Below are 26,630 nucleotides of genomic sequence, written 5' to 3' on the forward strand. Positions count from 1 at the left end.
AAATCTCCCGATCCGACGACGGCGGCCCCGTACCGCCAAGCACCAGACCGCCGTCGTCTTCCACCCGAGCAGCCAACCAGAAGAGGAGACCACCCATGGCTGACCTGAATCTCGCCACACACTGCCGCGAGGCAATCCCCGATCTGCCACCCGTATCCCGATCCAACAGGTCGATGCTGGCCCTTGACCTCGGCACCGCGACGGGCTGGGCGCTGCATGGCATCGACGGGCTGATCACCTCCGGCACGGTGTCCTTCCGCCCTGGCCGGTTCGATGGCGGCGGCATGCGGTATCTCCGCTTCACCAACTGGCTGACCGAGATCGATCGGCTGTCCGGGCCCGTCGCCGCCATCTGGTTCGAGGAGGTCCGCCGCCACGCGGCCACCGACGCGGCCCATGTCTATGGCGGGCTGATGGCCACGCTGACCGCATGGGCCGAACTGCGCGGCATTCCCTACGAAGGCGTCCCGGTCGGCACGATCAAGCGCCACGCCACCGGCAAGGGCAACGCGCCGAAGGAGGCGATGATCGCCGCGGCCCGCGCCCGCGGTTTCAGCCCCGCCGACGACAACGAGGCCGACGCCATCGCGATCCTGCTCTGGGCGCTGGAGACCAAGGGGGGCCTGCAATGAGGCGGTTTCCCCGTGGCTATGGCGGCGAGCGCCGCAACCCCGAACAGGTCAAGCGCGACGGCTGGAAGGAGCAACGCGTGTTCGCAGTTTCCCTTGACGACCAGAGACTTACTTGGCCTGAGCGGGAGCTGGTGCGGCAACTCGGCGAGCGTCTTTACGGCGCGCGCCCAACACAACGAGAGGTGAGGAAATGACCCATTGGACACCAGCCGACGTGGAGGCGCGGCTCTCCGAGGCGGGGATGATCCTGCGCCGTCTGCCGGAGCCCCGGCGCAACGGATACTTCAGCACATGGCCCGAGATCGTCCACGGATTCGCGGACAAGGTGGGCCAGGAGCCGAAGCCCATGCGCGTCTCGCCCTCGCCGCGGGACATCGCGCGGATGGAGGAGACGCTAACTTGGACGAACTGCCTCGAGCCCATCGACGGCAAGATCGTCTGGATGAAGGCGCATGACGAGCGCTGGAAGAACATCTGCTGGCACGTCGGTCTCTGCCACGCCGCTGCGCACCAGCACTGGCGCTACGGGCTGTCGCTCATCGCGCTGAACCTCAACAGGCGGCCCTTCAACCGGAAACTGCCGATCCTCGAGATCATCAAGCTTGCGCGCAGCCAGTAGGAAAGTCTCGTGTAGAGGGTTTTCGCGCAGACAAAAACGCCTCTCCCGGGCTAGAAAGTGGATATGCTCGGGAGAGGCGCGCGCGGCGCAGACCCGAACGAAACCATCCTTTCGTTGGTGAGGGCCGTTGGAAAAGGAAAGGCGCTGATCCTTTCCTTGCGGGCCGCTGTCCGCCCCCGCCAAGCCCTCAGCCGACTTCGCGGTTCCTTCTGCGCGACATTCGTATGCTGGCGGGCGAAGCGCGGGACTTCGCCAGCGTCAGGGTCGGATTTTTGGGAAGCCAGCCAGAATCCGGATCCACCCGCCTCCCGCACCAACCCCAATGAACGCTGGCCTTCGGGCCGGACACCCCGGATGCCGCTGGACCCCGCGTGGAGTCCAGCGCGGCATCCAGTGTCCGGAGTCCGGTCAGCATCCACCTGAACACCGGAAACCGCCCGCCCATGACGCTGAGCTTCGCCCCCGAGCGGATCGAGATGTGGCCGCTGTCGCGCCTGCAGCCCTACGCGAAGAACGCGAAGGCGCACGGGCCGGACCAGGTCGCCAAGATCGCCGCCAGCATGGCCGAGTTCGGCTGGACCGTGCCGTGCCTCGTGGCAGAGGACGGCGAGCTGATTGCGGGCCATGGCCGGGTGCTGGCCGCCACGCAGCTTGGACTGACAGAGGCGCCGGTCATCGTGCTCGGGCATCTGACCGAGGCGCAGCGGCGGGCCTATCGCATCGCGGACAACAAGCTGACCGAACTCGGCACCTGGGACGAGGCGCTGCTGTCGTCGGAACTGAACGAACTGCTGGCCGAGGATTTCGACCTGTCGCTGGTCGGCTTTTCCGACGGCGAGTTGGACAAGCTGCTGGCCTACGTCGCGGAAGACGACGGTGAAGAAGGTGGCGCCGGGGGCTCCGTGCCGCCGGTGACCATCCCCGAGCCGCCGCGCAACCCGGCGTCGCGGACGGGCGACCTGTGGATCCTCGGCGACAATCGCCTCCTGTGCGGCGACAGCACCAGCGCTGCCGACGTGCGCCGCCTGATGAACGGCGAGCGCGCGATCCTGTTCGCCACCGACCCGCCGTATCTCGTCGATTACGACGGGTCCAACCATCCGACCCGCAACAAGGACTGGTCGGCGTCCTACGGCACGACCTGGGACGACAGTTCGCAGGGTGCGGAGCTCTACGACGGCTTCATCGCCGCCGCTGTGGCGGAAGCCATCGCCGAGGACGCCGCCTGGTACTGCTGGCACGCCTCGCGTCGCCAGGCGATGCTCGAAGCCTGCTGGGAGAAGGCCGGGGCGTTCGTCCACCAGCAGATCATCTGGGTGAAGGACCGCGGTGTCCTGACCCGGTCGCACTACCTCTGGAAACACGAACCCTGCTTCATGGGCTGGCGCCGTCCGAACCGTCCGCCGAAGGTGGCCGAGGAAACGCTACCGTCAACTTGGGCGCTGCCCAGCTTCGCCAAGGACGACCGACCCGACCACCCGACACCGAAGCCGCTTGACGCCTTCGGGATCCCGATGCGCCAGCACGTTGCGCGCGGCGGCCTATGCTACGAACCGTTTTCCGGCTCGGGCTCACAGATCATGGCGGGCGAGGCCAACGGCCGCCGCGTCTTCGCAATGGAGATCAGCCCCGCCTATGTCGATGTCGCCGTGGAACGCTGGCAGGCCGAGACTGGCCGCGACGCGATCCTCGAAGGCGACGGCCGGACCTTCGCCGAGGTGAAGGCCGAGCGGCTGGGCGACAAGGCCGATGCCGCCGCCTGATGGCCGTCTACTACAACGATGCCGATCCCGCGGCCTGCGCCTGGCTGCGGGAACTGATCTCGGCCGGGCTCCTGCCTGCTGGCGAGGTGGACGAGCGCTCCATCCTCAAGGTGGAGCCCGCTGACCTGCGCGGCTTCGCGCAATGCCATTTCTTCGCCGGGATCGGCGGCTGGCCCTACGCCCTGCGCCTCGCAGGTGTCGCCAAGGAACTGTCCGTCTGGACCGGATCACCACCCTGCCAGCCTTTCAGCCAGGCCGGGCAGCGCAAGTGACAGGATGATGACCGCCACCTCGCCCCGGCCTTCCTGCGTCTCGTCGCAGCCTGCCGTCCGGAGCTCGTCTTCGGCGAGCAGGTCGCGAGCGCGGCAGTGCTCGGACCGGTTGGCAGCGCGGCTCGAACAGCGGCTGAGGATCCGGCTGGCTGGGCGTGGTTCGACGCTCTGGCGGCTGACCTGGAAGCGGCATCTTACGCCGTCGCAGCGGCCGATCTGCCGGCTGCGGGCATCGGCGCGCCGCACATCCGTCAGCGCCTGTTCTTCGGCGCAGTCGCCCTCGATCCGAGCGGGCTGGGCGACGGCCTCAGCGCGGGATCACAAGGACGGCTCGGAATGCCATGCGGTCCCGATCAACGCGCTGCTCGGCCGGCAGGTCTGGCTGGCGGGGTGGCCGGCGACGATGGCGGGCTCGCCCGCCACGGAGCGCTACAACGCGGCCGGCAACACCGATGCGAGTCGCAGGACGGTGAAGCTGGTCGACTGGTCGACCGCGCCGACCCTGCCGGGTCCAATGCGACGGACGGCGTCTGGCGAGATCCGGACTGGCTCCTCTGCCGCGATGGGTGCTGGCGGTCCGCTGAGCCCGGAACATTCCCGCTGGCTGATGGGATACCCGGCCGCATGGGGCTCTTGCGGGGCTACGGCAATGCGATCGTGCCGCCGCTCGCGGCGGAATTCGTGACGGCGTTTCTGGAGAGCCTGCGATGAAGCAGAGCCGGGTCATGTCGATGGTCGAGGCCGTGACGAATGTCGTTGTCGGCTACGTGTTGGCCATCGGCACGCAAATCGTGGTGTTTCCGTGGTTCGGGATCGAGACGGGGCTGGCCGAGCATCTGACCATCGGCCTCGCCTTCGTCGGGGTCTCTCTGGCGCGCGGTTACCTCCTGCGACGGCTGTTCGAGGCGATCCGGATGCGGAGCGCAGAATGAAGAACCGCCGCCCGAGGGTTGGCGGCGGCATCGGTTTCTTGGGGCGCTGGCGTCAGTCACAGATGGCGTAGACGCGACCTCTTCCCTCGACCTTCTCGGAGGTGATGGTCAGGCCGAGCTTCTTTTTCAGCGCACCGGACATGGCGCCCCTCGCGGTGTGCGGCAACCATCCAGTGGCCGCCACGATCTCGTCTAGGGTCGCCCCCTCGGGCGCGCGCAGCATGGCGATCAGCGTGGCCTGCTTGGTGCCCTCGCGCGGCGTGCGCGCCTTGGGCGCGGCTTCGGTTTCGGTGGCGGCCTCCGGCGCGGGCTGCTCGGTCGGCGCGTCAGTCGCGCCCACAGGCGCGGGGTTCGCGTCCTCGGTCTCGATGCCGATGGCGGCGAACCCTGCGTCGGTGGCGACCAGAGTGACTCCATGGCCGTCGCCGCTCTCGCGCCAGACGGGTTCGCCCTTGCGCACGTTGGCGTCGACCTCCTGCAGGAAGCCCTTGGCGAGCAGCGCGCCGACCACCTTGGCGGCGGCGCCACCGCGCAGGCTCTCGGGCAGCGGCAGGGCGATGTGCTCGGGCCGCTGAGCGGCGGCGCTCAGGATCAGGGCTTGGGTGTCGGAAAGCTTGGTCATCGTCGTCTCCCGTATCGGGGCGCGCAGGATGCGGGCCCTTCTACGAGGTCGAGCCCGCCAGTCGGCGGGCAGGACCGCGAGCGGGTCGTCTCACTCGGCGTGTTCGCCTTCGCTGAAGGCCATGTCGGTGATCTCGCGCAGCTTGGCGCGATAGTGGTTCAGGGTGCCGACATGGCCCCAGTTGATCTCATCGGGGCTGGTCTCGAAGTGGTCGGCGCTGAGGGCGGCGAGCCGCTCCAGCATCGCGTCGATCTCCGTCTTCGCGGCGATGAAGGCGTCGAGGGCTTTCGTGTTGTCGGTCGCGCGGCGGGTCATCTTGGTGGCTCCTTGGTGAGTTGCATCGCTTCTTTGAAGTGACGTTCGCTCCGCTGGCGAGGCTTATCAACTCGATAAGCACATGAATCTGAATGATAATCGGAGCCGTCGATGCAGGGCATGAGCGAGCGCCAGTACGCCGCCCATGTCGGGCTGTCGCGGGGCGCGATCCAGAAGGCGAAGACGGCCGAGCGGCTGGTGCTCTATCCCGACGGCAGCATCAACGCGGCCGCCAGCGACGCTAGACGGGCCGAGACAACGGACCCGTCGAAGACGAGAAAGCCGCCCGCGCCGAAGCTGAAGCCCGTCCCTGAGGCTGCCGTGGCCGCCGTCGGCGACACGCTGCGCGAACAGGGGCTGGCTGTTCCGGCGGTGGGCGGCGGCACAACCTTCCTGCAGGCCAAGACCGCGAACGAAGTGCTGAAGGCACAGGAGCGGCGCATCCGTCTGCAGAAGCTGAAGGGGGAGTTGATCGAGCGGGCCCGCGCGCTGGCGCTGGTGTTCCGGCTGGCGCGGGAGGAACGGGACACGTGGGTGACCTGGCCTGCACGAGCGGCGGCGCTAATGGCGGCCGAGCTTTCGGCCTCGTGCCGCGACGCGACAGGCTCGCAGATCACCGTGGAGCCAGCCGCGATGCAGAAGGTCCTGGAAAAGCATGTACGCGCCCACCTCGACGAACTCGCCGAGGTCCGGCCCGACTTCCGGTGATGATGACGCACTGACGGATTTCGACGGCGCGGGCGAGATCCTGCGCGCCTGGGGCAACGGGCTGCGGCCCGACCCGGATCTGACCGTCTCGGAATGGGCCGACCGGCACCGGATGCTCTCGGGCCGCGCCTCGGCCGAAGCGGGGCGGTACCGCACCGCGCGCACGCCCTACATGCGCGAGATCATGGACCGGCTCTCGCCCGGCGATCCCGCGCAGCGCGTCGTGTTCATGAAGGCGGCGCAGGTCGGCGCGACCGAGGCGGGCAACAACTGGATCGGGTTCGCCATCCACCAGGCGCCGGGGCCGATGCTGGCGGTCCAGCCGACGGTGGAACTGGCGAAACGGAACTCGCGCCAGCGGATCGACCCGCTGATCGACGAGAGCCCGGAGTTGCGGGAGCGGGTGAAGCCCGCGCGATCCCGCGATGCGGGCAACACCATGCTGTCGAAGGAGTTCGCGGGCGGCATCCTGATCATGACCGGGGCGAACTCGGCGGTCGGGCTGCGCTCGACCCCGGCGCGGTACATCTTCCTCGACGAGGTCGATGCCTATCCGGCCTCGGCCGACGAGGAAGGCGATCCGGTCACGCTGGCGGAAGCCCGGTCGCTGACCTTCGCCCACCGGCGCAAGGTGCTGCTGGTCTCCACGCCGACCATCCGGGGGCTGTCGCGCATCGAGCGGGAGTTCGAGGCGTCCGACCAGCGGCGCTACTTCGTGCCGTGCCCGCATTGCGGCGCCATGCAGTGGCTGAAGTTCGACCGGCTGCGCTGGCAAAAGGGCCGCCCGGAGACGGCGGAGTATCACTGCGAGGGCTGCGACGCGGCAATCGCGGAACACCACAAGACGGCGATGCTGGAGGGCGGCGAATGGCGGGCGACCGCCACCGCCGCCGATCCGACCACGGTCGGGTATCACCTCTCGGCGCTCTATTCGCCGATCGGCTGGCTGAGCTGGGAGCGGATCGTGCGGGCCTGGGACGCGGCACAGGGGTCGGACGAGGCGATCAAGGCGTTCCGCAACACCATCCTCGGCGAGACATGGGTCGAGACCGGGGAAGCCCCGGACTGGCAGCGGCTCTATGACCGGCGCGAGCGGTGGACATCCGGCACGGTGCCCGCGGGCGGGCTGTTCCTGACCGCCGGTGCCGACGTGCAGAAGGACCGGATCGAGGTCGATGTCTGGGCTTGGGGCCGCGGGCTCGAGTCCTGGCTCGTCGATCATGTCGTCATCGAGGGCGGGCCCGACCGGCACGACGCGTGGTCGGAGCTGACCGCGCTGCTGGACAAAAGCTGGCCGCACGAACGCGGGGCGCATCTCAGGATCGTGCGGCTCGCCATCGACACGGGCTACGAGGCCCCGGCGGTCTATTCCTGGTCGCGGGCGCAAGGCTTCGCGCAGGTGTCGCCGGTGAAGGGCGTCGAGGGGTTCAACCGCTCGAGCCCCGTGTCGGGGCCCACCTTCGTCGACGCGACCGAGGGCGGGAAACGCCTGCGGCGCGGGGCGCGGCTCTGGACCGTGGCGGTCTCGACCTTCAAGGCCGAGACCTATCGCTTCCTGCGGCTGGCGCGGCCGACCGAAGAGGAGATGGCCGACGGGGCGGTGTTCCCGCCCGGCTCGGTGCATCTGCCGTATTGGGTCGAGAACGAATGGCTGAAGCAGTTCGTCGCGGAACAGCTGGTGACGGTGCGCACCAAGCGCGGCTTCGCCCGGCTGGAATGGCAGAAGCTCCGCGAGCGCAACGAGGCGCTGGATTGCCGGGTCTATGCCCGCGCCGCCGCCTGGATCGCGGGCGCGGACCGCTGGTCTGAGGAGAAATGGCGCGACCTCGAGGATCAGCTCGGGGCCGCCCCCACCGACAGCGATCCCGCCGGGCAGATCAACCGGCCGGGACAGGCCCCGCAGGGCAAACGCCGATCCGACTGGCTCGGGCGGCGCGGAGGATGGTTTTGAACATGACCGACTGGACGGAAACCGAGCTATCGGCGCTGCGCCGGGCCTATGCCAGCGGCACGACGCGCGTCAGCTATGACGGCAAGTCGGTGGATTACGGCTCGGCTGAAGACCTGCTGGCGCGCATCCGGACCATCGAACGCGCCATCGCGGGAACGACGCGGCCGCTGCCGGTTGCCGGGCTGGCTGGCTTCTCGCGCGGGGATCGGTGATGTCGGCGACCTGGTTCGATCATGCCATCGCCACGGTGGCGCCGCGCATGGCCGCGCGCCGCGTGATGGCGCGGCAGGCCTTCGAGACCCTGACGCGGGGCTATGACGGGGCCGCGCGTGGGCGTCGCACCGAGGGCTGGCGCGCGCCGGGATCCTCGGCCGACACCGAGATCGGCGTCGCCGGGGCGCTGCTTCGCGACCGGATGCGCGATCTGGTGCGCAACAACCCGCATGCGGCCAAGGCCGTGGCGGTGCTGGTGAACAACATCATCGGCGCGGGCATCATGCCGCGCGCCGCGAGCGGCGACGACACGCTGGACCGCAAGGTCGACGCGCTCTTCGAGCGCTGGACGGCGGAGTGCGACGCCGATGGCCAGCTCGACTTCTACGGTCTGCAGACGCTGATCTGCCGCGAGATGGTCGAGGCGGGCGAGGTGCTGGTGCGCCGCCGCCTGCGGCGATCCTCGGACGGGCTGCCGGTAACCACTGCAGTTGCAGGTGTTGGAGGCCGACTTCCTCGACGCCACCAAATCCGGCGCCATCGGCGCGGGCCGCCTCGTGCAGGGGATCGAGTTCGACCCGGTCGGCAAGCGCCGGGCCTACTGGCTCCATGCCGAACACCCTGGCGATGCCTATGGCGCATTGCAGAACGGGTTACAGAGCCGCCCGGTGCCAGCGACCGAGATCGCCCATGTCTACGAGAAGCAGCGCACGCAGGCGCGCGGCGTTCCCTGGGGCGCGCCGGTGATCCGCAGCTTGCGCGATCTCGACGACTACGAGGTGGCCGAACTGGTCCGCAAGAAGACCGAGGCCTGTGTCACCGCCATCGTCTTCGGCGACGACGAGGCGCAGCAGGGCATTGCGCCCTCCGTGGTCGACGCCGACGGCAATCGGGTGGAGCAGTTCGAGCCGGGGCTGATCGCCTATGCGCGTGGCGGCAAGGACATCCGCTTCAACCAGCCCTCAGCCACCGGCGGCTACGGCGAATACAAGCGGGCCAGCCTGCACACCATCTCGGCCGGGTTCCGCGTGCCCTATGAATTGCTGACCGGGGACCTCAGCCAGGTCAACTATTCCTCGATCCGGGCGGGCCTCGTCGAGTTCCGCCGCCAGATCGACGCGGTGCAGTGGCAGCTCTTCATCCCGATGTTCTGCGCACCGGTCTGGCGATGGTTCACGGAAGCCGCGTGGGCAGCGGGGCAGATCCCGTCGCCCATGGTGCCGGTCGAATGGTCGCCGCCGAAGTTCGAGGCGGTCGATCCGCAGAAGGACGCGATGGCGAACCTGCTGTCGATCCGCTCTGGCACCATGACGCTGGCCGAGGTGATCGCCCGACAGGGCCGGAACCCCGACGCCGTTTTGGCCGAGATCGCCGCGACCAACGCCAAGCTCGACGCGCTGGGGCTGGTGCTCGACAGCGACCCGCGGCGCGTCACCAAGACCGGCAGCGCACAATCCAAAGACGGGGCCAGCGATCCGGCGAACGATCCGGCCACCGACGACCCGACGGCCGGCGCGGACAATGACCCTGCGCAGGCCGACCAACAGGACTGACCTTCATGGACACGATGATCGAACTGCCGGCCATGCGCCGGTCGGCGGAGCTTGCGCCGAACACGGCCGACGCCGACAGCCGCACCGTCGAGGTGGTCTGGTCGGCCGGTGCCCGCGTCCGCCGCGCCACCTTCTTCGGCGAGCCCTATGACGAGGAGCTGAGCCTCGATCCCGCCCATGTCCGGCTCGACCGGCTGAACGCGGGCGCGCCGTTCCTCAAGGTGCACGAGCTCGACACGCTCGATGCAGTGATCGGCTCTATCGTGCCGGGCTCGGCCCGGATCGAGAACGGCCGCGGCATCGCGCTGGTGCGCATCTCCGAGCGCGCCGATGTCGAGCCGATCTGGCGCGACATCCAGGCCGGGCACATCCGCGCGGTCTCGATCGGCTACCAGGTCCACCGCTTCGAGGTCTCGAAACCCGAGGCCGCTCGCGAACTCTGGCGCGCGGTGGACTGGACCCCGTTCGAGGTCTCCGCCGTCGCGGTCGGCGCGGACCCGGCAGCGGGCTTCCGCGCCCAGCATCCCCTTCACGACTGCGTCCTCCACCGCCGGGACGCCCCTTTCAGCACGAAAGGACCGATCCCGATGACGGACAAGACCCACACCCCGGCGAGCGACGCCGCGACCCCCGCCACCACCCAGCCGACCGACCCGGTCGAAACCGAGGACACCACCATGACCGAGCCGAAAGCGGCTGCGCCCAATCCGAAGGTCGCCGCAGTGGAAACCCGCACCCAGCCGAAGCTTCAGAATACCGATGCCCCCGCGGCGCCCGACACCGAGGCAGTCGCCACCTGCGCCCGCGAGGCGGAGCGCGACCGGGTCTCCACCATCTACGATCTCGCGGGCCGCCTGAATCTCGAGCGCGGCTTCGCCGAGGATTTGGTCAAGCGCGGCGTCAGCGTGGACGAGTCCCGCCGCCTGATCCTCGATCAGGTCGCCGCCAAATCCGACGAGACCCAGACCTTCCCCCATGTCTCCGTGCCGCTCGGCGGCCGCGACGAGCGCATCACCCGCCGCGACGCCGTGGCAAACGCGCTGCTGCACCGCTACAGCCCGACGCTGTTCCAGCTGGAGGACGCCGCGCGCCAGTACCGCGGAATGACCCTGCTGGAACTCGCCCGCGAAAGCCTCGGCAATGCCGGGGTCGGCACGCGCGGCCTGTCGCGTGACGAGGTGGCGACGCGGGCGCTGCATTCGACGTCCGACTTCCCCGAGATCCTCTCGGCGGTCACCAACAAGACGCTGCGGCAGGCCTACGAGGCCTATCCCCGCACCTTCATGCTGTTCTGCCGCCAGGTGCTCGCCACTGACTTCAAGGCGATGCACCAGGTCCAGCTCGGCGAAGCGCCCCAGCTGCTGGAAGTCGGCGAGAGCGGCGAGTTCAAGCGCGGCACGCTCGGCGAGAGCAAGGAGAGCTACAAGGTCAAGACCTATGGCCGGGTGGTCGCGATCACCCGCCAGACGCTGATCAACGACGATCTCGACGCCTTCACGCGGATCCCGGCGATGTACGGCAACTCCATCGCCCAGCTGGAGTCGGACGTGGTCTGGGGCATCATCACCGCCAACCCGGCGATGGCCGACGGCAACGCGCTCTTCCACACCACGCACAAGAACCTCGCGGGCACCGGGGCGGCGCTGGACGTCGGCAGCGTCGGCGCGGCCCGCGCCGCGATGGCCAAGCAGACCGGGCTCGACAAGAAGACGGTGCTGAACGTCCGCCCGGCGTTCCTGATCGTGCCCGCGTCGCTGGAACTGAAGGCCGAGCAGCTGGTCGCCCAGAACCTCGTCCCCGCCGCGACGTCCAGCGTGGTGCCGCAGTCGATCCGCACCCTCGCGCCGATCAGCGAGCCCCGGCTCGACGCGGCCAGCGAGACCGCCTGGTATCTGGCGGCAAGCCCGAACCAGATCGACACCATCGAATACGCCTATCTCGAGGGCCAGCAGGGCGCCTACATCGAGACGCGCAACGGCTTCGATGTCGACGGCGTCGAGATCAAGTGCCGCCTCGACTTCGGCGCCAAGGCCATCGACTGGCGCGGCCTCTACAAGAACCCGGGCGCGTAACCCGCACCCCATCCTGAACCCTGACACGCGGGCGGTCCTGACGGGCCGCCCTTCGTCTTTCCACGAGGATTCCCATCATGAAAAACTACGTCCAGCCCGGCAACACGATCACCCTGACCGCGCCCTATGCCGTCGCCTCCGGCGATGGCCTGCTCGTCGGCTCCATCTTCGGCATCGCCGCCGGAGCGGCCGCCATCGCCGAGCCCGTCGAGACGGCGCTCGTCGGCGTGTTCGACATCACCAAGGTCGGCTCTCAGGCCTGGACCGTCGGCGCCAGGGTCTATTGGGACGACACCAACAAGCGCTGCACCACGGTCGCGACCGACAACACCCTCATCGGCTTGGCGGTCGAGGCGGTGGCGAGCGGCGCCGGCGACACCATCGGCCGGGTACGGCTGAACGCGAGCTTCTGATGAGCGCCTTCGCCGCCGCCGTCGGTGCGCTCTTTGCCGATCCCAATATCGGCCGGGACGCGGTCTACATCGCCGACGGCGGCGCGCCCGTGCTGGTGCGTGCCGTCGCCCGGCGCGCGGATGCCATATCGGACTTCGGCGATGCGCGGCTCTGGTCGGAAACCACCCGGATTGACCTGCGCGTAGCGGAGGTTGCGAACCCGCGCCCCGGCGACCGCATCGAGATCGATGGCGACGCCTTCCTCATCCAGGGAGAGCCCGTCCGCGACCGTCAGCGGCTGGTCTGGACGGTCGATCTGAGGCCCGCGTGAAACTGAAGCTCGACATCGATCCCGACATCGTCCCGATGATGGCGGCGGAGGTGGCGGCCGGGGAGCGCGCCGTGACGGCCGCCATGCGCGAGGCCGGAACCGGGCTGAAGACCGCATGGCGGCTACAGATCACCGGCGCGGGGCTCGGGCTCCGGCTCGCCAACTCGATCCGCAGCCAGAACTTCCCGAGGTCGGGCGAGAGCCTCGACGCCGCGGCGCTGGTCTGGTCGAAGGCGCCGGTGATCGTCGGCGCGCATGACACGGGGCCGCTGATCCGGTCGAAAAGCGGCTTCTGGCTGGCGATCCCGCTGCCTGCCGCAGGCAAGTCCCTCCGAGGCGGCCGGATCACGCCCGGCGAATGGGAACGGCGACGCGGGCTGCGGCTCCGCTTCGTCTATCGCCGTAGCGGCCCGAGCCTGCTGGTGGCGGAGGGGCGGCTGAACACGAAGGGCCAGGCGGTAGTGTCGCGCTCGAAGACCAGGCGCGGCAAGGTCACCGCACCGATCTTCCGCTGGTCCCGCAGGTCAAGCTGCCGAAGCGGCTAGACCTCGCACGAGACGCGGACCGGGCATTGGACAGCGTGCCGGGGCTGATCGTGGCGAACTGGGTGGAGGAAAAGCTCTAGCCTCGCCTTTTCATTATGTCCGACGTGTATCCACGCTTGAGCTTCTTCGACTTTGAGAAGTAACCGATCTCTGTGTCAAACAGATCGGAAACTCTAAGAAGGTTTTCCTTCAATGTCCCGTGGCTTATCGCGGTGTCCTTGATTGTGAACATCAAGTGATAAAGGGCTGGCCAAAACACCGCCGCCGTTGTGAATGGAATATCCTCGCGCGGCCCGACCACGGAATAGCACCCTGTTTTGGGGATGATTTCCTTGGCCATGTCCTCATGAACCATCGAGCAGGCGGAGAGGAACAACCGTCGACCGCCAAGGTGTGGAGCTAAGATTTCTGCTAGCTCGTCGTAATCGATCTCGTCTTGGTTTGTCGTACACATCCCCTCAGGTTCAGCATGTGCTGAGATATGCAAATACCGGTACCGTGACGTCCCGAAATCCAAGGCAGCTTGCTCGAACTGCTCTCTGGTCCGGACATACGAGTATCTTGGATTCTTTCCATGGAGACGTAGGACATGGGAAACGACACTGCCTTCAAATCGTCCATTCCCCTCATCGTCCGGGTCCAAGGACTCGATAATGAAAACATCTGGAACTGTAGCCAATAGTCGCTCCTGTGCAGCTACTGTGAGTATCCTTTGGGAGCTTCTCTATGGCAACCGCTCGCGAAACCATCCTCGTCGCGCTGCACACGCGGCTATCGGCACTGCCATCGACCGCACTGCGCGGTGAGGTGCTGCCCGAACGCGTCCCGGCCGAGGGCCTGCTGATCCTGCGCGACGGCGAGCCGGGTGAGCCCGAGGTGACGCTCTCGCCGCTGGTCTATCACTACCAGCACCGCGCCGAGATCGAGGCTGTCGTTCAGGGCGCCGACCTTGACGCCGCCTTTGATACGCTAACCGCCAGCATCGGCGCAGCGCTCGCCGCCGACCGAACGCTGGGCGGCCTTTGCGACTGGGTCGAGGCGGAAGCGCCAAGGCCCGTCGATCTGCCGGTCGAGGGCGCGGCGAGCCTGAAGGCCGCCGTGATCCCGGTGGTGCTGCATTATTCCACGGCCGACGCGCTGGCCTGACCCAACCGACCACAGGAGAACACCATGGCACGAGCCCAGGGGGCGCGGGCGCTGATGGCGCTTGCGTTCGAGACGACCTATGGAACGTCGCCCGCGAGCGGCTTCACTCGCATGCCCTTCGCCAGCTCATCGCTTGGGGCGGAGCAGCCACTGCTGAACTCCGAGCTTCTCGGCTACGGCCGCGATCCGCTGGCGCCGATCAAGGACGCGGTGACGGCGGACGGCGATGTCGTCGTGCCGCTTGATGCCGAGGCCTTTGGCTTTTGGCTGAAGGCGGCCTTCGGCGCGCCGATGACCACGGGCGCAGAGGCCCCGTTCACCCACGAGTTCCAGTCGGGGTCCTGGACGCTGCCGAGCATGTCGATCGAGACTGGCATGCCCGAGGTGCCACGCTACGCGATGTATTCCGGCTGCGTGCTCGACCAGATCACCTGGCAGATGCAGCGGTCTGGCCTACTGACTGCCACCGCGCGGCTGGTGGCGCAGGGTGAGACGGTGGGCACGACGACCAGCGCCGGAACGCCTGCTGCGCTGGAACTGAAGCGCTTCGGCCATTTCAACGGGTCGATCACGCGCAACGGGTCCGCCCTCGGCAACGTGGTCTCGGCCGAGATCACCTACGCCAACAACCTCGACCGGATCGAGACCATCCGCTCGGACGGGCGCATCGACGGGGCCGACCCGTCCATCGCGGCGCTCACCGGCCGGATCGAGGTGCGCTTCGCCGACCAGACGCTAGTGACGCAGGCGATCAACGGCGAGGCCTGCGAGATGGAGTTCGCCTACGTCCTGCCGTCCGGCGAAAGTTTCACCTTCACCGTGCACGCCGTCTACCTGCCGCGCCCGCGGGTCGAGATTTCCGGGCCGCAGGGCGTGCAGGCGACCTTCGACTGGCAGGCCGCGCGCGACAGCGTCGTCGGCCGGATGTGCACCGCCACCCTCGTGAATGAAGTGGAGACGTATTGATGCTCACGCTCGACCTGACCAACGCGCCGCGCTGGCACGACGTCGCCCCCGGCGTCCGGGTGCAGCTGCGCCCGCTGACGACGGCGCTAATGGTGGCGACCCGGAGCGATCCCGCCGTCGAGGCAGTTCCGGAAGAAGCCTCGGACGAGGAACGCGCCGTCGCTTTCGCGAAGGCGCTCGCGCGGCGTGCCGTGCTCGCCTGGGACGGCATCGGGGACGCGGGTGGCAACGTGATCGACCCGAGCCCGGAGGCCATCGACGCGCTGCTCGATGTCTGGCCGATCTTCGAAGCCTTCCAGCTGACCTACGTCTCGAAGGGTCTGCTGCTGGAACAGGAAAAAAACGCCTCCGCGCTCTCGCCGAATGGTCCTTCGGCGGGGGCGAGCGCTACTGCGAAACCTGCGCACCCTACGAGGGCCGCGAGCAAGCCTGCCCGGACTGCCCGGCGCGGCTGAACCGTCCGGCAACGCCGGAGGGTTGGCAGGTCTGGGACCTTGTCGGCCGACTCGGCGGCCAACTGCGTGTCCTGCCCGGCGCGGTGATCGGCTGGGACATGTCGGCGGCGCTCGCGGTCGGTGACGCACTCGGCGTGCCGCCGCTCGCCATGGCCGAACTGCTGCCTGTCATCGAAGCGGTGATGGTCGCCAAGCTCAACGAGCAGATGGAGCACTCCCATGGCTGAGAAGAGGGTCAGCGTCCGCCTCGCGGCCGTGGGCGGACGGCAGGTGCGCGCCGAGCTGGAAGGCGTGGGCGAGGCCGGGTCGCGCGGCTTCGGACGGCTGAGCCGGGAGATGGAGGCCGCGAACGCGAGGCTAGCGGCATTTTCCCGTCGCGTTGCCGTAGCCGCTGCCGCCGCAGTTGCAGCTGCCGCCGCGGCGGGCGTGGCGATGATCCGCTCCGGTCTGCAGACGGTCGATGCGCAGGCCAAGCTCGCCCAGTCCCTCGGCACCACCGTAGCCTCGATCCAGACGCTGGAGCGCGCGGGCGAGCTGGCTGGTGTGTCCATGTCCGGCATCGAGCAGGCGACGAAGGACCTGACGCGGCGACTCAGCCAGGCTGCCGCCGGGACCGGCCCCGCCGCGGACGCGCTGGACCGGCTCGGCCTCGCGGCCGCCGACCTGATCGCGCTGCCGCTCGACGCGCGCGTCGGCGCGATCAACGCCGCGATCGAAAGCTTCGTCCCCGTCGCGGAGCGCGCGGCCGTCGCCGGCCAGCTCTTCGGCGAGGAAGGCTCCATCGCCATGAGCCGGATCGACACCGCGACGCTGCGTCAGGCAACGGAGGACGTCCTCGCCTTCGGCGTCGTTGTCTCGGAGCAGGACGCGGACCAGATCGAGCGGACGAACGACGCGATCTCCCGCCTCGGACTGATCTGGCGTGGGCTGTCGAACCAGCTCGCGGTCGCCGCTGCGCCTGCACTGGAAGCCGTCGCCGACGCCATGGCGGCGGTCGCCAGCCGCACCGGCCCGCTCGGCATCGCCATTCGCGGCCTCTTCGACAACATCGGCCGCCTCACAGCCTATGCCGCCACCTTCGCGGCCTTTCTCGCAGGCCGCTGGGTGGCGGGCATGGCCGCTGCGGCGCTCTCGGTCCGGGGCCTCGCCACGGCGCTGGTCGTCCTGCGCGGCGCGCTGATCCGCACCGGAATCGGGGCGCTCATCGTCGGCGCGGGCGAGCTCGTCTACCAGTTCACGCGTCTCGTCTCCGGTGCGGGTGGCTTTGGCGAGGCGATGTCGCTCCTGAAGGACCTCGCCGTCGAGGTCTGGGAGCGGATCCGCATGGGCGCGGCCGCCGCGGGTGCCGCCGCCACGGCGATGTTCTTCGACCTGAAAGCCGACGCCGCGTCGGGCATGCAGAGTGCCATCGAGAGCGTCGTCGGCTTCGGCAACACCGCCGCCAACACGTTCGAGGGCGCCTACGAGGCGATCAAGGCGATCTGGGGCCTGCTGCCCGCCGCCATCGGCGATTTGGCGTTCCAGGCGGCCAACAGCCTGGTCGACGGCGTCGAGGCGATGCTGAACGGCGTAGTCTCGCGCATCAACGGCTTCATCGGCGGGATCAACCAAGGGCTGGAAGCGCTCGGGTCGGAGCGGCGCATCTCGCTGGTGCCCGACCTCGACCTCGGCCAGATCGAGAACCGCTTCGCGGGCGCGGCGACCGCCGCTACCACCGCAGCACAGGCGGCCTTCGACCGGGGCCTTCGAGGACAACCCGCTCACCGCGCCCGATCTCGGTCTGACCGAGGCGGCGAACCGGGCGCTCGAATCCGCGAACCTCTATCGCGGGGCCGCGCGCGATCTGGCCGACGGCGCTCGCGCCCCGCTGGAAAGCTGGCAGGCGCTGCGCGATGCGGTGCGCGACACCGACGAGGCCAGTGCCGATGCGCTGACCGAGGCCACCGGCGCGGCCGAGCGGCTGGAGACGGCACTCGGCGATGTCGGACGCGCCGCGACCGGTGCTGGTGCGGCTGGCGGGGCTGCTGCCGCGGCGGCGGAGCCCGCGACCGAAGCCGCCGTCACCGGCTGGCAGGCAGTCACGGCGGCGCTGTCCGATTACGCCAGCAAGGCCCGCGACATCGGTGGCGACATCGGTCAGAGCCTCGTCGGAGCCTTCCAGTCGGCCGAGAACGCCGTGGGCAATTTTGTCCGGACCGGCAAGCTGAGCTTCCGCGACCTCGTCACCTCGCTGCTGGCCGATCTCGCCCAGCTCGCGGCGCGGCGGTTCATCCTCGGGCCGATCGCCAATGCGCTCTCCGGCGTGTTCTCCGGCGCGGGCGGCATTATCGCGAACGTCCTGCATGCGGGCGGGATGGTTGGATCGGGCGGACCCTCGCGGATGGTCCCGGCCATGGCCTTCGCAGCCGCGCCCCGCATGCATGGTGGCGGCATGGCCGGGCTTCGTCACGACGAGGTATCCGCGATCCTGCAGCGCGGCGAGCGGGTGTTGTCGCGCCGTGAGGCGCAGAGCTACGGCACGGGCGGCGGCGTCAACGTCACCATCATGGCGCGTGACGCCGAAAGCTTCCGGCGATCGCGAACGCAGGTCGCGGCCGACATCGCCCGCGCCGTGTCACTCGGGCGGAGGGGTATGTGATGGCGTTCCACGAGGTCCGCTTCCCAGACAATATCAGCCGCGGCGCGCGGGGCGGGCCCGAGCGGCGCACGCAGATCGTCGAGCTCGCCTCTGGCGACGAGGAGCGCAACGCCAGCTGGGCCAATTCGCGCCGCCGCTACGATGTCGCCTACGGCATCCGCCGCGCCGACGATCTGGCGGCGGTGGTTGCCTTCTTCGAGGCGCGCAACGGTCGGCTGCATGGTTTCCGGTTCAAGGACTGGGGCGACCACAAGTCCTGCCTACCGTCGGGCACGCCGTCGCCCACCGATCAGGCGATCGGCACCGGCGACGGCGCGACGACCGCCTTTCAACTGGTGAAGCGTTACGCCTCGGGCGCGCAATCCTGGACGCGCGCCATCGCCAAGCCGGTGACCGGCAGCGTGCGCATCGCGCTGGCGGGCGTCGAGCAGCCGTCCGGCTGGTCCGTCGACGCGACCACCGGCGCGGTCACCTTCGACACTGCGCCCGCGGAGGGCGTCGCCATTACCGCGGGCTACGCCTTCGACGTGCCGGTCCGCTTCGACACCGACATGCTCGACGTGACGCTCGACCTCGAGCGGCTCGGCTCGATCACATCCATTCCTCTGCTGGAACTGCGCCGATGAAGACCCTCGACCCCGACCTGCAGGCTCATCTCGACGAGGGCACGACCACGCTCGCCTGGTGCTGGCGGATCGCGCGCGCCGACGGCATGAGTTTCGGCTTCACCGACCACGACCGGACGCTCACCTTCGACGGGACGGACTTCGAACCCGAGAGCGGGCTCACCGCCTCCGAGGTGCGGTCGGGCTCGGACCTGTCCGTCGATGCTCAGGACGCTGAGGGTGTGCTGACCTCGGACCGGATCACCGAGACCGACATCCTGGACGGCCGCTGGGACAACGCCGAGGTCGAGGTCTGGCGGGTAAACTGGGCCGACTCCAGTCAGCGCGTCCTGATGCGCCGCGGGGCCATCGGCCAGATCCGGCGCGGGCGGCTGGCCTTCGTCGCCGAAGTCCGCTCGCTCGCCCATGTGCTGGGCCAGACGGTCGGGCGGACCTTCCAGGCGACCTGTGATGCCGCACTCGGCGACGCGCGCTGCGGTGTCGACCTCGAGGATCCCGCCTACAATGGCACGGGCGCGGTGATCGACCTTCTGCGCGACCGTGCCTTCACGGCCTCGGGCCTCGGCGCCTTCGCCCCCGGCTGGTTCACCTTCGGCACGCTGGACTGGACGAGCGGCGCGAACACGGGACGGCACGCCGAGGTTTTGGGCCATGACGTCACGGATGGCGTGGCAATCCTGACCCTGCTCGAGGCGCCGGTGCGCGCGATCACCGAGGGCGACGCTTTCACCATCCGTGCGGGCTGCGACAAGCGGATGGAAACCTGCGGGGCGAAGTTCGCCAACACCGCCAACTTCCGGGGTTTCCCGCATATCCCCGGCCAGGACGCCGTGCTCCGCTATGCCACGAAGGATGGCGGGCACGAGGGTGGCGTGCTGTGACGCAACCTCTCGCAGCGGCGGCCGACCCGGCGCGCGTCATCGCGATTGCGCGTTCCTGGCTCGGCACGCCGTATCATGATCAGGCAAGCCTAAAGGGCGTCGGCTGCGACTGCCTTGGGCTGGCCCGGGGCGTCTGGCGCGAGGTGGTGGGTCCGGAGCCGTTCCCAATCCCGACCTACAGCCGGGACTGGGGCGAGACCGGACCGCGCGAGGTGCTGGCCGAGGGCGCACGGCGCATGATGACCGAAGTGGAACCGGAGACGGCCGGACCCGGCGCGCTGGTCCTCTTTCGCATGAAGCCGCGCGCCATCGCCAAGCATGTCGGGATCCTGACCGCGCCCGACAGCTTCCTACACGCCTACGAGCGGCTCGGCGTGATCGAGGAGGCGCTCACCCAATCCTGGCGGCGGCGCATCGCCTTCGCCTTCCTGTTCCCGCAACGCTGAGAGCCCCGACATGGCCACCCTCGTCCTCGGCGCCGCTGGCGCCGCCATTGGCGGCAGCATCGGCGGTGCGATCCTCGGCGTCAGCGCCGCGACCATCGGCGGCTTCATCGGCTCCAGCATCGGCTCGGTCGTCGACAGCTGGATCATCTCGTCGCTGGCGCCCACGCAGCGCATCGAGGGCGCGCGGCTCGACACGCTGCGCATCACCTCGGCCACAGAGGGCGCGGTCATGCCGCGGCTCTACGGCCGTATGCGGATGGGCGGCAACATCATCTGGGCGACGGATTTCCGCGAGGAGACGAAGACCACCACCCAAGGCGGCGGCAAGGGCGGCGGCGGAGGAAAAGTCAAGACGACCGAGTATCTCTACTACGCCAGCTTCGCCGTGGCGCTTTGCGAGGGGCCAATCACCGGCATCGGGCGCATCTGGGCCGACGGCAAGCCGATGGACCTCTCCGGCGTCACGTGGCGCTGGTATCCCGGCGACGAGGTGCAGAGCCCCGATCCGTTCATCGCGGCGAAGATGGGCGCGGCGAACACGCCCGCCTATCGCGGCACGGCCTATGTCGTCTTCGAGGAGCTGGCGCTCTCCACCTACGGCAACCGCCTGCCGCAGCTCTCTTTCGAGGTGTTCCGGCCGCTCGCCGATCCCGACACCGCCGAGGGGCTGACCTGCGCCGTCACCATGATCCCGGCCTCCGGCGAGTTCACCTATGCGACGCAGGCCATCCGCAAGACCGATGGCGGCGCGACGGTGCCCGAGAACCTGAACGCGCTGCCGGACGCCACCGACATGGAGGAGGCGCTGGACCGGCTGCAGGCCATGGCCCCGGCGGTCGAGAGCGTCAGCCTCGTCGTAGCATGGTTCGGCAACGATCTGCGCGCGGGGTCGTGCAAGGTGCGGCCGGGCGTCGAGGTGTCGGCCAAGTCGACGACACCCACCAGCTGGTCGGTGAATGGCGTGAGCCGCGCCAATGCTTTCCTCGTCAGCCGCGACGAGCAAGACCGCCCAGTCTATGGCGGCACGCCGTCCGACTTTGCGGTGGTGCAGGCGATCCAGGAGATGAAGGCGCGCGGGCTGCGGGTCACCTTCTACCCGTTCATCCTGATGGACGTGCCGCCCGGCAACAGTCTGCCAAACCCGTATTCCGACAATGCCGCCGAGGTGGGCCAGCCTGCATTCCCCTGGCGGGGGCGGATCACCTGTTCGCCTGCAGCGGGATATGCCGGATCGGTCGACAAGACGGCGACGGCCGCAAGTCAGGTCGCGGCGCTGTTCGGCGCGGCCACACCCGCCAGCTTCAGCGTCTCGGGCGAGAGCGTCAGTTGGATCGGATCCCCCGGCGACTGGGGCCTGCGCCGTATGGTCCTGCACTACGCCCATCTCTGCGCGGCGGCGGGCGGGGTCGACGCGTTCCTGATCGGCACTGAGATGCCGGGGCTGACGACGATCCGCGCGGGCGCTTCCACCTATCCGGCCGTGCAGGGGTATCGGGATCTGCTCGCCGATGTCCGCTCGATCCTCGGGTCCGGCACCAAGATCGGTTATGCCGCCGACTGGTCGGAGTACTTCGGGCACCAGCCGGGCGACGGCACCGGCGACGTGTTCTTCCACCTCGATCCGCTCTGGGCCGATACGGAGATCGATTTCGTCGGCATCGACAACTACATGCCGCTGTCGGACTGGCGCGACGGCTTCGAACATGCCGACGCGGCCGAGGGCTGGCCGGCAATCTACGACCGGGCCTACCTGCAGGGGAACATCGCGGGTGGCGAAGGCTTCGACTGGTTCTATGCCAGCGCGGCGGATCGCTCCGCGCAGGTCCGCACTCCGATCACCGACGGTGCCGCCGGCAAGCCGTGGGTCTTCCGCTACAAGGACCTGCGCAGCTGGTGGTCGACCCCGCACTACGACCGCCCGGGCGGGGTGGAGAGCGGCACGCCGACAGCGTGGACGCCAGAGTCCAAGCCGATCTGGTTCACCGAGCTGGGCTGCCCGGCCATCGACTGGGGCACGAACCAGCCCAACGTCTTCTTCGACCCGAAGTCGTCCGAGAGCTTCACGCCGTACTTCTCGCGGGGCTGGCGCGATGACGCCATCCAGCGCGCCTATCTCGAGGCGACATATCTCTGGTGGGGCGAGGCTGCGAACAACCCGGTGTCTTCGGTCTACGGCGGCCGGATGGTGCATGTGCCCGAATGCGCCGCCTGGACCTGGGACGCGCGGCCGTACCCATTCTTTCCCGCGCTGACTGACGTCTGGACGGACGGCGCGAACTGGCGGCTCGGGCACTGGCTGACCGGGCGTCTCGGCGCGGTGTCGCTGGCCGCACTGGTGCGGCACCTCTGTCTCCGCGCCGGGCTGTCCGAGTCCCGGATCGACGTCTCCGGTCTCTGGGGCGCGGTCGAAGGCTACGCCATCACGGCGCTGGAGAGCCCGCGCGCCTCGATCACCATGCTGTCGCGGCACTTCGGCTTCGACGCCGTCGAGACCGAAGGGGTGATCCGGTTCGTGATGCGCGGCCGGGCGTCTGTCGCCACCCTAGCGCCCGACGATCTGGTCGCGGCCCGCGAGGGTGACATCCTCGAGCTCACGCGCGGCCAGGAGACGGAACTGCCGCAGGCCCTGAAATGGCAGTTCGCGCGTGCCGACGAGGATTACGACGCGGCCCTCGTCGAGGCGCGGCGCATCACCGTGGACACGACCCGGATCGCCTCGGAATCCTTCCCGATGGCCGTGCCGCCCGAGGAGGCCGAGCGGCGCTGCCGCCGCGCGCTGATGGAGGCGTGGGTGGGCCGCGAGACGGCGGCGTTCCGATTGCCGCCCTCGCGCCTCGCGCTCGATCCGGCCGACGCGATCCGGCTCGCCCATGACGGGCGGTTGGTCGATCTGCGGCTCGTCTCCATCGCCGACGCCGAGGCGCGCGGCATCGAGGCGGTCCGCCAGGATCGCGCGACCTACGATCTGCCGCCCGGCGATCCGCGCGCGGCGTCGCTGACGCGCGCCGTGGTGTTCGGCGCGCCGGATGCGGTGCTGATGGACCTGCCGCAGCTGACCGAGGACCAGCCGGCGCATCGGCCCCTCATTGCGGCGCACGCGGTTCCCTGGCCGGGCGAGATGGCGGTGTTTCGCAGCCCTTCGACGGATGGCTTCGAGCTGCTTACCAGCTTCGGCACGCGGGCCCGGCTCGGCTCGCTGGTCTCGGATTTCTATGCAGGCCCCACATCGCGCTTCGACCTCGGCAATGCGCTTGTGGTCGATCTGCTGACCGGCACGCTGGAAAGCGTCACCGACCTGACGCTGTTCGGCAGCGCCAACGCGCTCGCGATCGAGAGTGCGCCCGGCGCCTGGGAGATCGTGCAGGCGGGCGTGGCCGAGCTGCTGGCGCCCGGCCGGTATCGGCTGACCCGCTTGCTGCGCGGCCAGCGCGGCACCGAGGGCACCATGGGCAATCCGGCGCCTGCTGGCGCGCGGGTCGTCATGCTGGACACCGCGCTGGCGTTCCTGCCGATCGCCGAGGCCGATCTCGGTATCCCATGGAACTGGCGCATCGGCCCCGCGAGCCGTCCGGTCAGCGACGAGACCTATGTCGCGCAGGCCTTCACGCCCGAAGGCGTCGGGCTGCGGCCGTTCTCCGTCGCCCATGTCGAGCAACCGTGGCGCAAGCCGCGCTCGCCCGGCGATCTCACCATCCGCTGGACGCGCCGGTCCCGTGCGCTCGCGGCCGACAGCTGGGGCGGGCTTGAGGTGCCGCTGGCAGAGGAACTGGAAGCCTACGAGGTCGAGCTCCTCGACGGCGCTGCCGTGAAGCGGCTGCTGAGCACGACCACGACCAGCGCGCTCTACACCACCGCCCAGCAAACCGCCGACTGGGGCGGGCCGCTCGGGCTCGGCGACAGCCTCACCGTCCGCATCTACCAGCTCTCCGCCCTCGTCGGGCAGGGCTCACCGAAAACCGTCACGCTCACATTCTGAGGACCCCATGTCCGACGCCACCACCCATCTCCTGCTGCCCTACATCCTCGCGGCGCAGGCCCAGAAGCATGTCACACACAATGAGGCGCTGCGGATCCTCGACGGGCTCGTCCAGCTCTCGGTTCTCGACCGGGACTTGACCGCGCCGCCCGGCAGCCCCGCGGATGGCAATCGCTACATCGTCGCCTCGGGCGCGACGGGCGACTGGGCGGGCTGGGACCTGAATGTCGCGCTCTGGACCGATGGCGCCTGGCTGCGCCTGCCGCCGCGGACCGGCTGGCGGGCATGGGTCGAGGACGAGGGCCTGCTGCTGGTCTACGATGGGTCTGTCTGGGTCGGCACCACGCCCGCAGCGCTGCAGAACCTCGCACTGCTGGGCCTCGGCACGACGGGGGACGCCTCGAACGCGTTCTCAGCCAAGCTCAACGCCGCGCTCTGGACGGCAAAGACCGTCGCCGAAGGCGGCACCGGCGATCTGTTCTACACCATGAACAAGGAGGCCGCGGGCGACGATCTCGGGCTGACGCTGCAGACCGGCTTTGTGACCAAGGCGCTGGTCGGCCTGTTCGGCTCGGACAGGTTCCGGCTCGCCGTCTCGGCTGACGGCAGTACCTTCTTCGACGGGCTGAGCGTCGACAACGCGAACGGCATCGTCGATCAGCCCCGGCTGCCGCGCTTCAAGGCGTACACCAACTACGACAACTATGTCGGCGTCGGGGCCTGGACGAAGATCGGCCTCAACAACACCGACCACAACGACCAGGGCGCCTTCGACGCCGCGAACAACCACTTCGTGGCGCCGGTTGACGGCACCTACCTCTTCGGCGCGACGCTGCTCTACAAGATCAACGCCAGCGCCACGGCCCGCATGCGCGGGCGGCTCGTCCTGAACGGCACCACCGAAATCCGCGGCTCCCTCGGCGAAATCTCCGCCACCCACGTCTCGCTCGCCACCGCGATCTGGCTGCAGACCATGGTGCCGCTGACCGCGGGCGATACCGTCGAGCTGCAGGGATATTTCCGGGTCGCGGATGGCTACTTCGCCGCCGATCACACGTCCTTCTGGGGCTGCAAGGTCGGCTGAGCGGCGGAAGGAGGATCCAATGACACCACCCCGATCCGAGGGCTTCGTGCGCATGCCCGACGCCGAGTTCGAGGCGATCCTGACGCGGGCGGCCGAGGAAGGCGCAAAGCGTGCGCTGGCCGATGTCGGGCTCGACGGCGACGAGGCCGCGCTCGACATCCGCGACCTGCGATCCCTGGTGGATTGCATCCGGCTGGTGCGCCGCACCGCCATGCAGACCGCCGTCCGCATGATCACCACCGGCGTCATGCTGGCGCTGCTCGCGGGCATCGCCATCAAGCTGAAGATCTTCGGCGGCAGCCCGTAGCCGCGCCCCATCCCCATTCATCAGCCCGCAATGACCCGCCCTCGTGGCGGGGTGAGCCGTGGTCTGCCTGACAGGCAGACGGGAAGGTCCAGTGGACCTTCCCAAGCGGCGAACGCACCGAGCCCTGCGAGGGGCCGGAAACTCGTTCTGGAGGCCCCCATGACCACGACTTTCCACCGCCATTGGCGCGACGTGTCCGAGAGCACCTGGCGTTGGCCGAATTTCAGCCCGGCCGAAATCGCCTGCCGGGGCACCGGCAAGCTGCTGATCAACGAACCCGCGATCGACAAGCTGCAGGCGCTGCGCGACCGGCTCGGCAAGCCGCTGATCGTCCGCTCGGCCTACCGCAGCCCCGAGCACAACCGCGCCGTGGGCGGCGCCACCCGCTCGAAGCACCTCGACGGCGCCGCGTTCGACATCGCCATGGCGAACCACGACCCGGTGGCCTTCGAGGCGGCGGCGCGGGAGGTCGGGTTCCTCGGCTTCGGCTTCTATCCGCGCTCGGGCTTCATCCATGTCGACCTTGGGCCCGCGCGGCAGTGGGGCGAGCGCTTCCCGGTCCGGGCGACGGCATTCGCAGCCGAGACGCCGCCCGCGCGCGAGGTTTTGGCGCAGAGCCGCACCATGAAGGGTGGCGGGGCAGCTGGTGTGGCGACGCTGGGCGCAGCCGGGGTCGAGGTTGCGCAGAGCGTCCTGGCCGAGACGCAATCCGCCATTCTGCCGCTCGTGCCGTATCTCGACACGCTTCGCTGGGTGTTCATCGCCGTCGCGCTCGGCGGCATCGCAGTCACGATCTATGCCCGCCTCGACGACTGGAAGCGGGGGCGGCGATGATCGGCGGGCTCCTCACCGGGATCGCCGCCAGCCCGTGGATGCGGTCCGCGCTGCGCTACGGCGCCATCGCGCTCGCCGTGCTGCTGTTCCTGTTTGCGCTTCGGCGGTCCGGCGAGCGAGCGGGACGCCTCGCCGAACGCCTTGAGACAACGGAGAAGGTCAATGATGTCCAACGCCAGATGCTGGAAGCAGCGGCTCGCCGCCCTCGCGATCACCACGAGCTTGCTGAGCGGCTGCGCGACGGTTCGTTCTGAGAACGGGAGGCTGGCGACATGCCCGCCCGTGGTCGAGTATGGCAGGGAGTTCCAGGCGCGGGCGGCCGAGGAGCTGGCCTTGGTGCCACAGGGATC

The 26,630-nt window shown here is 69.1% G+C and carries 28 protein-coding genes and 3 pseudogenes; 28 read left to right on the plus strand and 3 right to left on the minus strand.

Annotated elements, in window-relative coordinates:
* Positions 1 to 95: 95 nt before the first annotated feature.
* From B0A89_RS10780 to B0A89_RS10805, 6 genes are all read left to right on the plus strand, one after another.
* Positions 96 to 632: a crossover junction endodeoxyribonuclease RuvC gene (locus B0A89_RS10780; RefSeq protein ID WP_085378159.1), complete on the plus strand. Its 537-nt coding sequence runs from the start codon at positions 96 to 98 to the stop codon at positions 630 to 632.
* Between the two features lie 190 nt (positions 633 to 822).
* Positions 823 to 1,251 carry a DUF6362 family protein gene (locus tag B0A89_RS10790; protein WP_085378160.1) on the plus strand — a complete coding sequence of 143 codons (429 nt, stop codon included), beginning with the start codon at positions 823 to 825 and terminating at the stop codon, positions 1,249 to 1,251.
* 443 nt (positions 1,252 to 1,694) lie between these two features.
* Positions 1,695 to 3,014, plus strand: a complete 1,320-nt coding sequence (locus B0A89_RS10795) for a site-specific DNA-methyltransferase (RefSeq protein ID WP_085378161.1) — start codon at positions 1,695 to 1,697, stop codon at positions 3,012 to 3,014.
* Complete coding sequence (locus tag B0A89_RS14980; RefSeq protein ID WP_205949744.1) at positions 3,014 to 3,286, plus strand: DNA cytosine methyltransferase; 273 nt, start codon at positions 3,014 to 3,016, stop codon at positions 3,284 to 3,286. The genes B0A89_RS10795 and B0A89_RS14980 overlap by 1 nt, the downstream gene beginning before the upstream one ends.
* Positions 3,287 to 3,382: 96 nt before the next feature.
* Complete coding sequence (locus B0A89_RS14985; RefSeq protein ID WP_205949745.1) at positions 3,383 to 3,997, plus strand: SPRY domain-containing protein; 615 nt, start codon at positions 3,383 to 3,385, stop codon at positions 3,995 to 3,997.
* On the plus strand, positions 3,994 to 4,218 hold the full coding sequence (locus B0A89_RS10805) for a DUF7220 family protein (protein WP_085378162.1): 225 nt from the start codon (positions 3,994 to 3,996) through the stop codon (positions 4,216 to 4,218). The genes B0A89_RS14985 and B0A89_RS10805 overlap by 4 nt, the downstream gene beginning before the upstream one ends.
* Before the next feature lie 52 nt (positions 4,219 to 4,270).
* Here the strand turns inward: B0A89_RS10805 and B0A89_RS10810 are convergent, their stop codons facing one another.
* Together B0A89_RS10810 and B0A89_RS10815 are read right to left on the minus strand one after the other, a co-directional pair.
* Positions 4,271 to 4,840 carry a DUF3489 domain-containing protein gene (locus B0A89_RS10810; RefSeq protein WP_085378163.1) on the minus strand — a complete coding sequence of 190 codons (570 nt, stop codon included), beginning with the start codon at positions 4,838 to 4,840 and terminating at the stop codon, positions 4,271 to 4,273.
* A gap of 90 nt (positions 4,841 to 4,930) precedes the next feature.
* Entirely contained in the window at positions 4,931 to 5,155 is a 225-nt protein-coding gene (locus B0A89_RS10815) for a hypothetical protein (RefSeq protein WP_085378164.1), read from the minus strand.
* Between the two features lie 111 nt (positions 5,156 to 5,266).
* Here B0A89_RS10815 and B0A89_RS10820 point away from each other — a divergent pair, with 111 nt between their 5' ends.
* From B0A89_RS10820 to B0A89_RS10855, 9 genes and pseudogenes are all read left to right on the plus strand, one after another.
* Complete coding sequence (locus tag B0A89_RS10820; protein WP_085378165.1) at positions 5,267 to 5,863, plus strand: hypothetical protein; 597 nt, start codon at positions 5,267 to 5,269, stop codon at positions 5,861 to 5,863.
* Positions 5,811 to 7,814, plus strand: coding sequence for a phage terminase large subunit family protein (locus B0A89_RS10825; protein ID WP_085377258.1), 2,004 nt, complete (start codon positions 5,811 to 5,813; stop codon positions 7,812 to 7,814). Before B0A89_RS10820 ends, B0A89_RS10825 begins: the two co-directional genes overlap by 53 nt.
* 2 nt (positions 7,815 to 7,816) lie before the next feature.
* Positions 7,817 to 8,026 carry a phage head-tail joining protein gene (locus B0A89_RS10830; RefSeq protein WP_028030714.1) on the plus strand — a complete coding sequence of 70 codons (210 nt, stop codon included), beginning with the start codon at positions 7,817 to 7,819 and terminating at the stop codon, positions 8,024 to 8,026.
* 65 nt (positions 8,027 to 8,091) lie between these two features.
* Positions 8,092 to 8,448: pseudogene (locus B0A89_RS15335) on the plus strand (phage portal protein); the annotation flags it as partial.
* A 79-nt stretch (positions 8,449 to 8,527) separates the two neighbouring features.
* Positions 8,528 to 9,580 carry a phage portal protein gene (locus B0A89_RS10835; protein WP_276207419.1) on the plus strand — a complete coding sequence of 351 codons (1,053 nt, stop codon included), beginning with the start codon at positions 8,528 to 8,530 and terminating at the stop codon, positions 9,578 to 9,580.
* Between the two features lie 5 nt (positions 9,581 to 9,585).
* Complete coding sequence (locus tag B0A89_RS10840) at positions 9,586 to 11,652, plus strand: prohead protease/major capsid protein fusion protein (protein WP_085378166.1); 2,067 nt, start codon at positions 9,586 to 9,588, stop codon at positions 11,650 to 11,652.
* A 77-nt stretch (positions 11,653 to 11,729) separates the two neighbouring features.
* Positions 11,730 to 12,065: a DUF2190 family protein gene (locus B0A89_RS10845; protein WP_085378167.1), complete on the plus strand. Its 336-nt coding sequence runs from the start codon at positions 11,730 to 11,732 to the stop codon at positions 12,063 to 12,065.
* Positions 12,065 to 12,376 carry a head-tail joining protein gene (locus tag B0A89_RS10850; RefSeq protein ID WP_085378168.1) on the plus strand — a complete coding sequence of 104 codons (312 nt, stop codon included), beginning with the start codon at positions 12,065 to 12,067 and terminating at the stop codon, positions 12,374 to 12,376. Before B0A89_RS10845 ends, B0A89_RS10850 begins: the two co-directional genes overlap by 1 nt.
* Positions 12,373 to 13,001: pseudogene (locus tag B0A89_RS10855) on the plus strand (DUF6441 family protein). Before B0A89_RS10850 ends, B0A89_RS10855 begins: the two are co-directional and overlap by 4 nt.
* On the opposite strand, the gene B0A89_RS10860 reads toward B0A89_RS10855, so the two are convergent.
* Positions 12,998 to 13,600, minus strand: a complete 603-nt coding sequence (locus tag B0A89_RS10860; protein ID WP_085378169.1) for a hypothetical protein — start codon at positions 13,598 to 13,600, stop codon at positions 12,998 to 13,000. The pseudogene B0A89_RS10855 and the gene B0A89_RS10860 overlap by 4 nt on opposite strands.
* Positions 13,601 to 13,647: 47 nt before the next feature.
* Here B0A89_RS10860 and B0A89_RS10865 point away from each other — a divergent pair, with 47 nt between their 5' ends.
* From B0A89_RS10865 to B0A89_RS10920, 13 genes and pseudogenes are all read left to right on the plus strand, one after another.
* Complete coding sequence (locus B0A89_RS10865) at positions 13,648 to 14,067, plus strand: acyl-CoA transferase (RefSeq protein WP_085378170.1); 420 nt, start codon at positions 13,648 to 13,650, stop codon at positions 14,065 to 14,067.
* 24 nt (positions 14,068 to 14,091) lie between these two features.
* Positions 14,092 to 15,033 (plus strand): phage tail tube protein, encoded by a 942-nt coding sequence (locus B0A89_RS10870; RefSeq protein ID WP_085378171.1) that lies wholly within the window; start codon positions 14,092 to 14,094, stop codon positions 15,031 to 15,033.
* Positions 15,033 to 15,488: a hypothetical protein gene (locus B0A89_RS10875; RefSeq protein ID WP_085378172.1), complete on the plus strand. Its 456-nt coding sequence runs from the start codon at positions 15,033 to 15,035 to the stop codon at positions 15,486 to 15,488. Before B0A89_RS10870 ends, B0A89_RS10875 begins: the two co-directional genes overlap by 1 nt.
* A gap of 83 nt (positions 15,489 to 15,571) precedes the next feature.
* Entirely contained in the window at positions 15,572 to 15,715 is a 144-nt protein-coding gene (locus tag B0A89_RS15185) for a DUF7697 family protein (RefSeq protein ID WP_169712114.1), read from the plus strand.
* A pseudogene (locus B0A89_RS10880) lies at positions 15,708 to 18,126 on the plus strand (phage tail tape measure C-terminal domain-containing protein). Before B0A89_RS15185 ends, B0A89_RS10880 begins: the two are co-directional and overlap by 8 nt.
* Positions 18,126 to 18,752 carry a DUF2460 domain-containing protein gene (locus tag B0A89_RS10885; protein WP_085378173.1) on the plus strand — a complete coding sequence of 209 codons (627 nt, stop codon included), beginning with the start codon at positions 18,126 to 18,128 and terminating at the stop codon, positions 18,750 to 18,752. The pseudogene B0A89_RS10880 and the gene B0A89_RS10885 overlap by 1 nt, the downstream one beginning before the upstream one ends.
* On the plus strand, positions 18,749 to 19,633 hold the full coding sequence (locus B0A89_RS10890) for a DUF2163 domain-containing protein (protein WP_085378174.1): 885 nt from the start codon (positions 18,749 to 18,751) through the stop codon (positions 19,631 to 19,633). The genes B0A89_RS10885 and B0A89_RS10890 overlap by 4 nt, the downstream gene beginning before the upstream one ends.
* Positions 19,630 to 20,079, plus strand: a complete 450-nt coding sequence (locus B0A89_RS10895) for an NlpC/P60 family protein (protein ID WP_085378175.1) — start codon at positions 19,630 to 19,632, stop codon at positions 20,077 to 20,079. The genes B0A89_RS10890 and B0A89_RS10895 overlap by 4 nt, the downstream gene beginning before the upstream one ends.
* A gap of 10 nt (positions 20,080 to 20,089) precedes the next feature.
* Positions 20,090 to 24,055, plus strand: a complete 3,966-nt coding sequence (locus B0A89_RS10900; protein WP_085378176.1) for a baseplate multidomain protein megatron — start codon at positions 20,090 to 20,092, stop codon at positions 24,053 to 24,055.
* Positions 24,056 to 24,062: 7 nt separating this feature from the next.
* Positions 24,063 to 25,139 (plus strand): DUF2793 domain-containing protein, encoded by a 1,077-nt coding sequence (locus B0A89_RS10905; protein WP_085378177.1) that lies wholly within the window; start codon positions 24,063 to 24,065, stop codon positions 25,137 to 25,139.
* Positions 25,140 to 25,158: 19 nt separating this feature from the next.
* Positions 25,159 to 25,446: a DUF6127 family protein gene (locus B0A89_RS10910; protein ID WP_085378178.1), complete on the plus strand. Its 288-nt coding sequence runs from the start codon at positions 25,159 to 25,161 to the stop codon at positions 25,444 to 25,446.
* A 159-nt stretch (positions 25,447 to 25,605) separates the two neighbouring features.
* On the plus strand, positions 25,606 to 26,280 hold the full coding sequence (locus tag B0A89_RS10915) for a YcbK family protein (RefSeq protein ID WP_085378179.1): 675 nt from the start codon (positions 25,606 to 25,608) through the stop codon (positions 26,278 to 26,280).
* Positions 26,277 to 26,534: a hypothetical protein gene (locus tag B0A89_RS10920; protein ID WP_085378180.1), complete on the plus strand. Its 258-nt coding sequence runs from the start codon at positions 26,277 to 26,279 to the stop codon at positions 26,532 to 26,534. Before B0A89_RS10915 ends, B0A89_RS10920 begins: the two co-directional genes overlap by 4 nt.
* Positions 26,535 to 26,630 lie beyond the last annotated feature (96 nt).

It is taken from the genome of Paracoccus contaminans (genome assembly GCF_002105555.1).
In the GTDB taxonomy this organism is placed as follows: domain Bacteria; phylum Pseudomonadota; class Alphaproteobacteria; order Rhodobacterales; family Rhodobacteraceae; genus Paracoccus; species Paracoccus contaminans.

Excerpts from the sequence above, each read along its gene's own strand:
- B0A89_RS10780 (WP_085378159.1), top strand. The coding sequence starts at position 96 with ATGGCTGACCTGAATCTCGCCACACACTGCCGCGAGGCAATCCCCGAT.
- B0A89_RS10790 (WP_085378160.1), top strand. The coding sequence starts at position 823 with ATGACCCATTGGACACCAGCCGACGTGGAGGCGCGGCTCTCCGAGGCG.
- B0A89_RS10795 (WP_085378161.1), top strand. The coding sequence starts at position 1,695 with ATGACGCTGAGCTTCGCCCCCGAGCGGATCGAGATGTGGCCGCTGTCG.
- B0A89_RS14980 (WP_205949744.1), top strand. The coding sequence starts at position 3,014 with ATGGCCGTCTACTACAACGATGCCGATCCCGCGGCCTGCGCCTGGCTG.
- B0A89_RS10805 (WP_085378162.1), top strand. The coding sequence starts at position 3,994 with ATGAAGCAGAGCCGGGTCATGTCGATGGTCGAGGCCGTGACGAATGTC.
- B0A89_RS10810 (WP_085378163.1), bottom strand. The coding sequence starts at position 4,840 with ATGACCAAGCTTTCCGACACCCAAGCCCTGATCCTGAGCGCCGCCGCT.
- B0A89_RS10815 (WP_085378164.1), bottom strand. The coding sequence starts at position 5,155 with ATGACCCGCCGCGCGACCGACAACACGAAAGCCCTCGACGCCTTCATC.
- B0A89_RS10820 (WP_085378165.1), top strand. The coding sequence starts at position 5,267 with ATGCAGGGCATGAGCGAGCGCCAGTACGCCGCCCATGTCGGGCTGTCG.
- B0A89_RS10825 (WP_085377258.1), top strand. The coding sequence starts at position 5,811 with ATGTACGCGCCCACCTCGACGAACTCGCCGAGGTCCGGCCCGACTTCC.
- B0A89_RS10830 (WP_028030714.1), top strand. The coding sequence starts at position 7,817 with ATGACCGACTGGACGGAAACCGAGCTATCGGCGCTGCGCCGGGCCTAT.
- B0A89_RS10840 (WP_085378166.1), top strand. The coding sequence starts at position 9,586 with ATGGACACGATGATCGAACTGCCGGCCATGCGCCGGTCGGCGGAGCTT.
- B0A89_RS10845 (WP_085378167.1), top strand. The coding sequence starts at position 11,730 with ATGAAAAACTACGTCCAGCCCGGCAACACGATCACCCTGACCGCGCCC.
- B0A89_RS10850 (WP_085378168.1), top strand. The coding sequence starts at position 12,065 with ATGAGCGCCTTCGCCGCCGCCGTCGGTGCGCTCTTTGCCGATCCCAAT.
- B0A89_RS10865 (WP_085378170.1), top strand. The coding sequence starts at position 13,648 with ATGGCAACCGCTCGCGAAACCATCCTCGTCGCGCTGCACACGCGGCTA.
- B0A89_RS10870 (WP_085378171.1), top strand. The coding sequence starts at position 14,092 with ATGGCACGAGCCCAGGGGGCGCGGGCGCTGATGGCGCTTGCGTTCGAG.
- B0A89_RS10875 (WP_085378172.1), top strand. The coding sequence starts at position 15,033 with ATGCTCACGCTCGACCTGACCAACGCGCCGCGCTGGCACGACGTCGCC.
- B0A89_RS10885 (WP_085378173.1), top strand. The coding sequence starts at position 18,126 with ATGGCGTTCCACGAGGTCCGCTTCCCAGACAATATCAGCCGCGGCGCG.
- B0A89_RS10890 (WP_085378174.1), top strand. The coding sequence starts at position 18,749 with ATGAAGACCCTCGACCCCGACCTGCAGGCTCATCTCGACGAGGGCACG.
- B0A89_RS10900 (WP_085378176.1), top strand. The coding sequence starts at position 20,090 with ATGGCCACCCTCGTCCTCGGCGCCGCTGGCGCCGCCATTGGCGGCAGC.
- B0A89_RS10905 (WP_085378177.1), top strand. The coding sequence starts at position 24,063 with ATGTCCGACGCCACCACCCATCTCCTGCTGCCCTACATCCTCGCGGCG.
- B0A89_RS10910 (WP_085378178.1), top strand. The coding sequence starts at position 25,159 with ATGACACCACCCCGATCCGAGGGCTTCGTGCGCATGCCCGACGCCGAG.
- B0A89_RS10915 (WP_085378179.1), top strand. The coding sequence starts at position 25,606 with ATGACCACGACTTTCCACCGCCATTGGCGCGACGTGTCCGAGAGCACC.
- B0A89_RS10920 (WP_085378180.1), top strand. The coding sequence starts at position 26,277 with ATGATCGGCGGGCTCCTCACCGGGATCGCCGCCAGCCCGTGGATGCGG.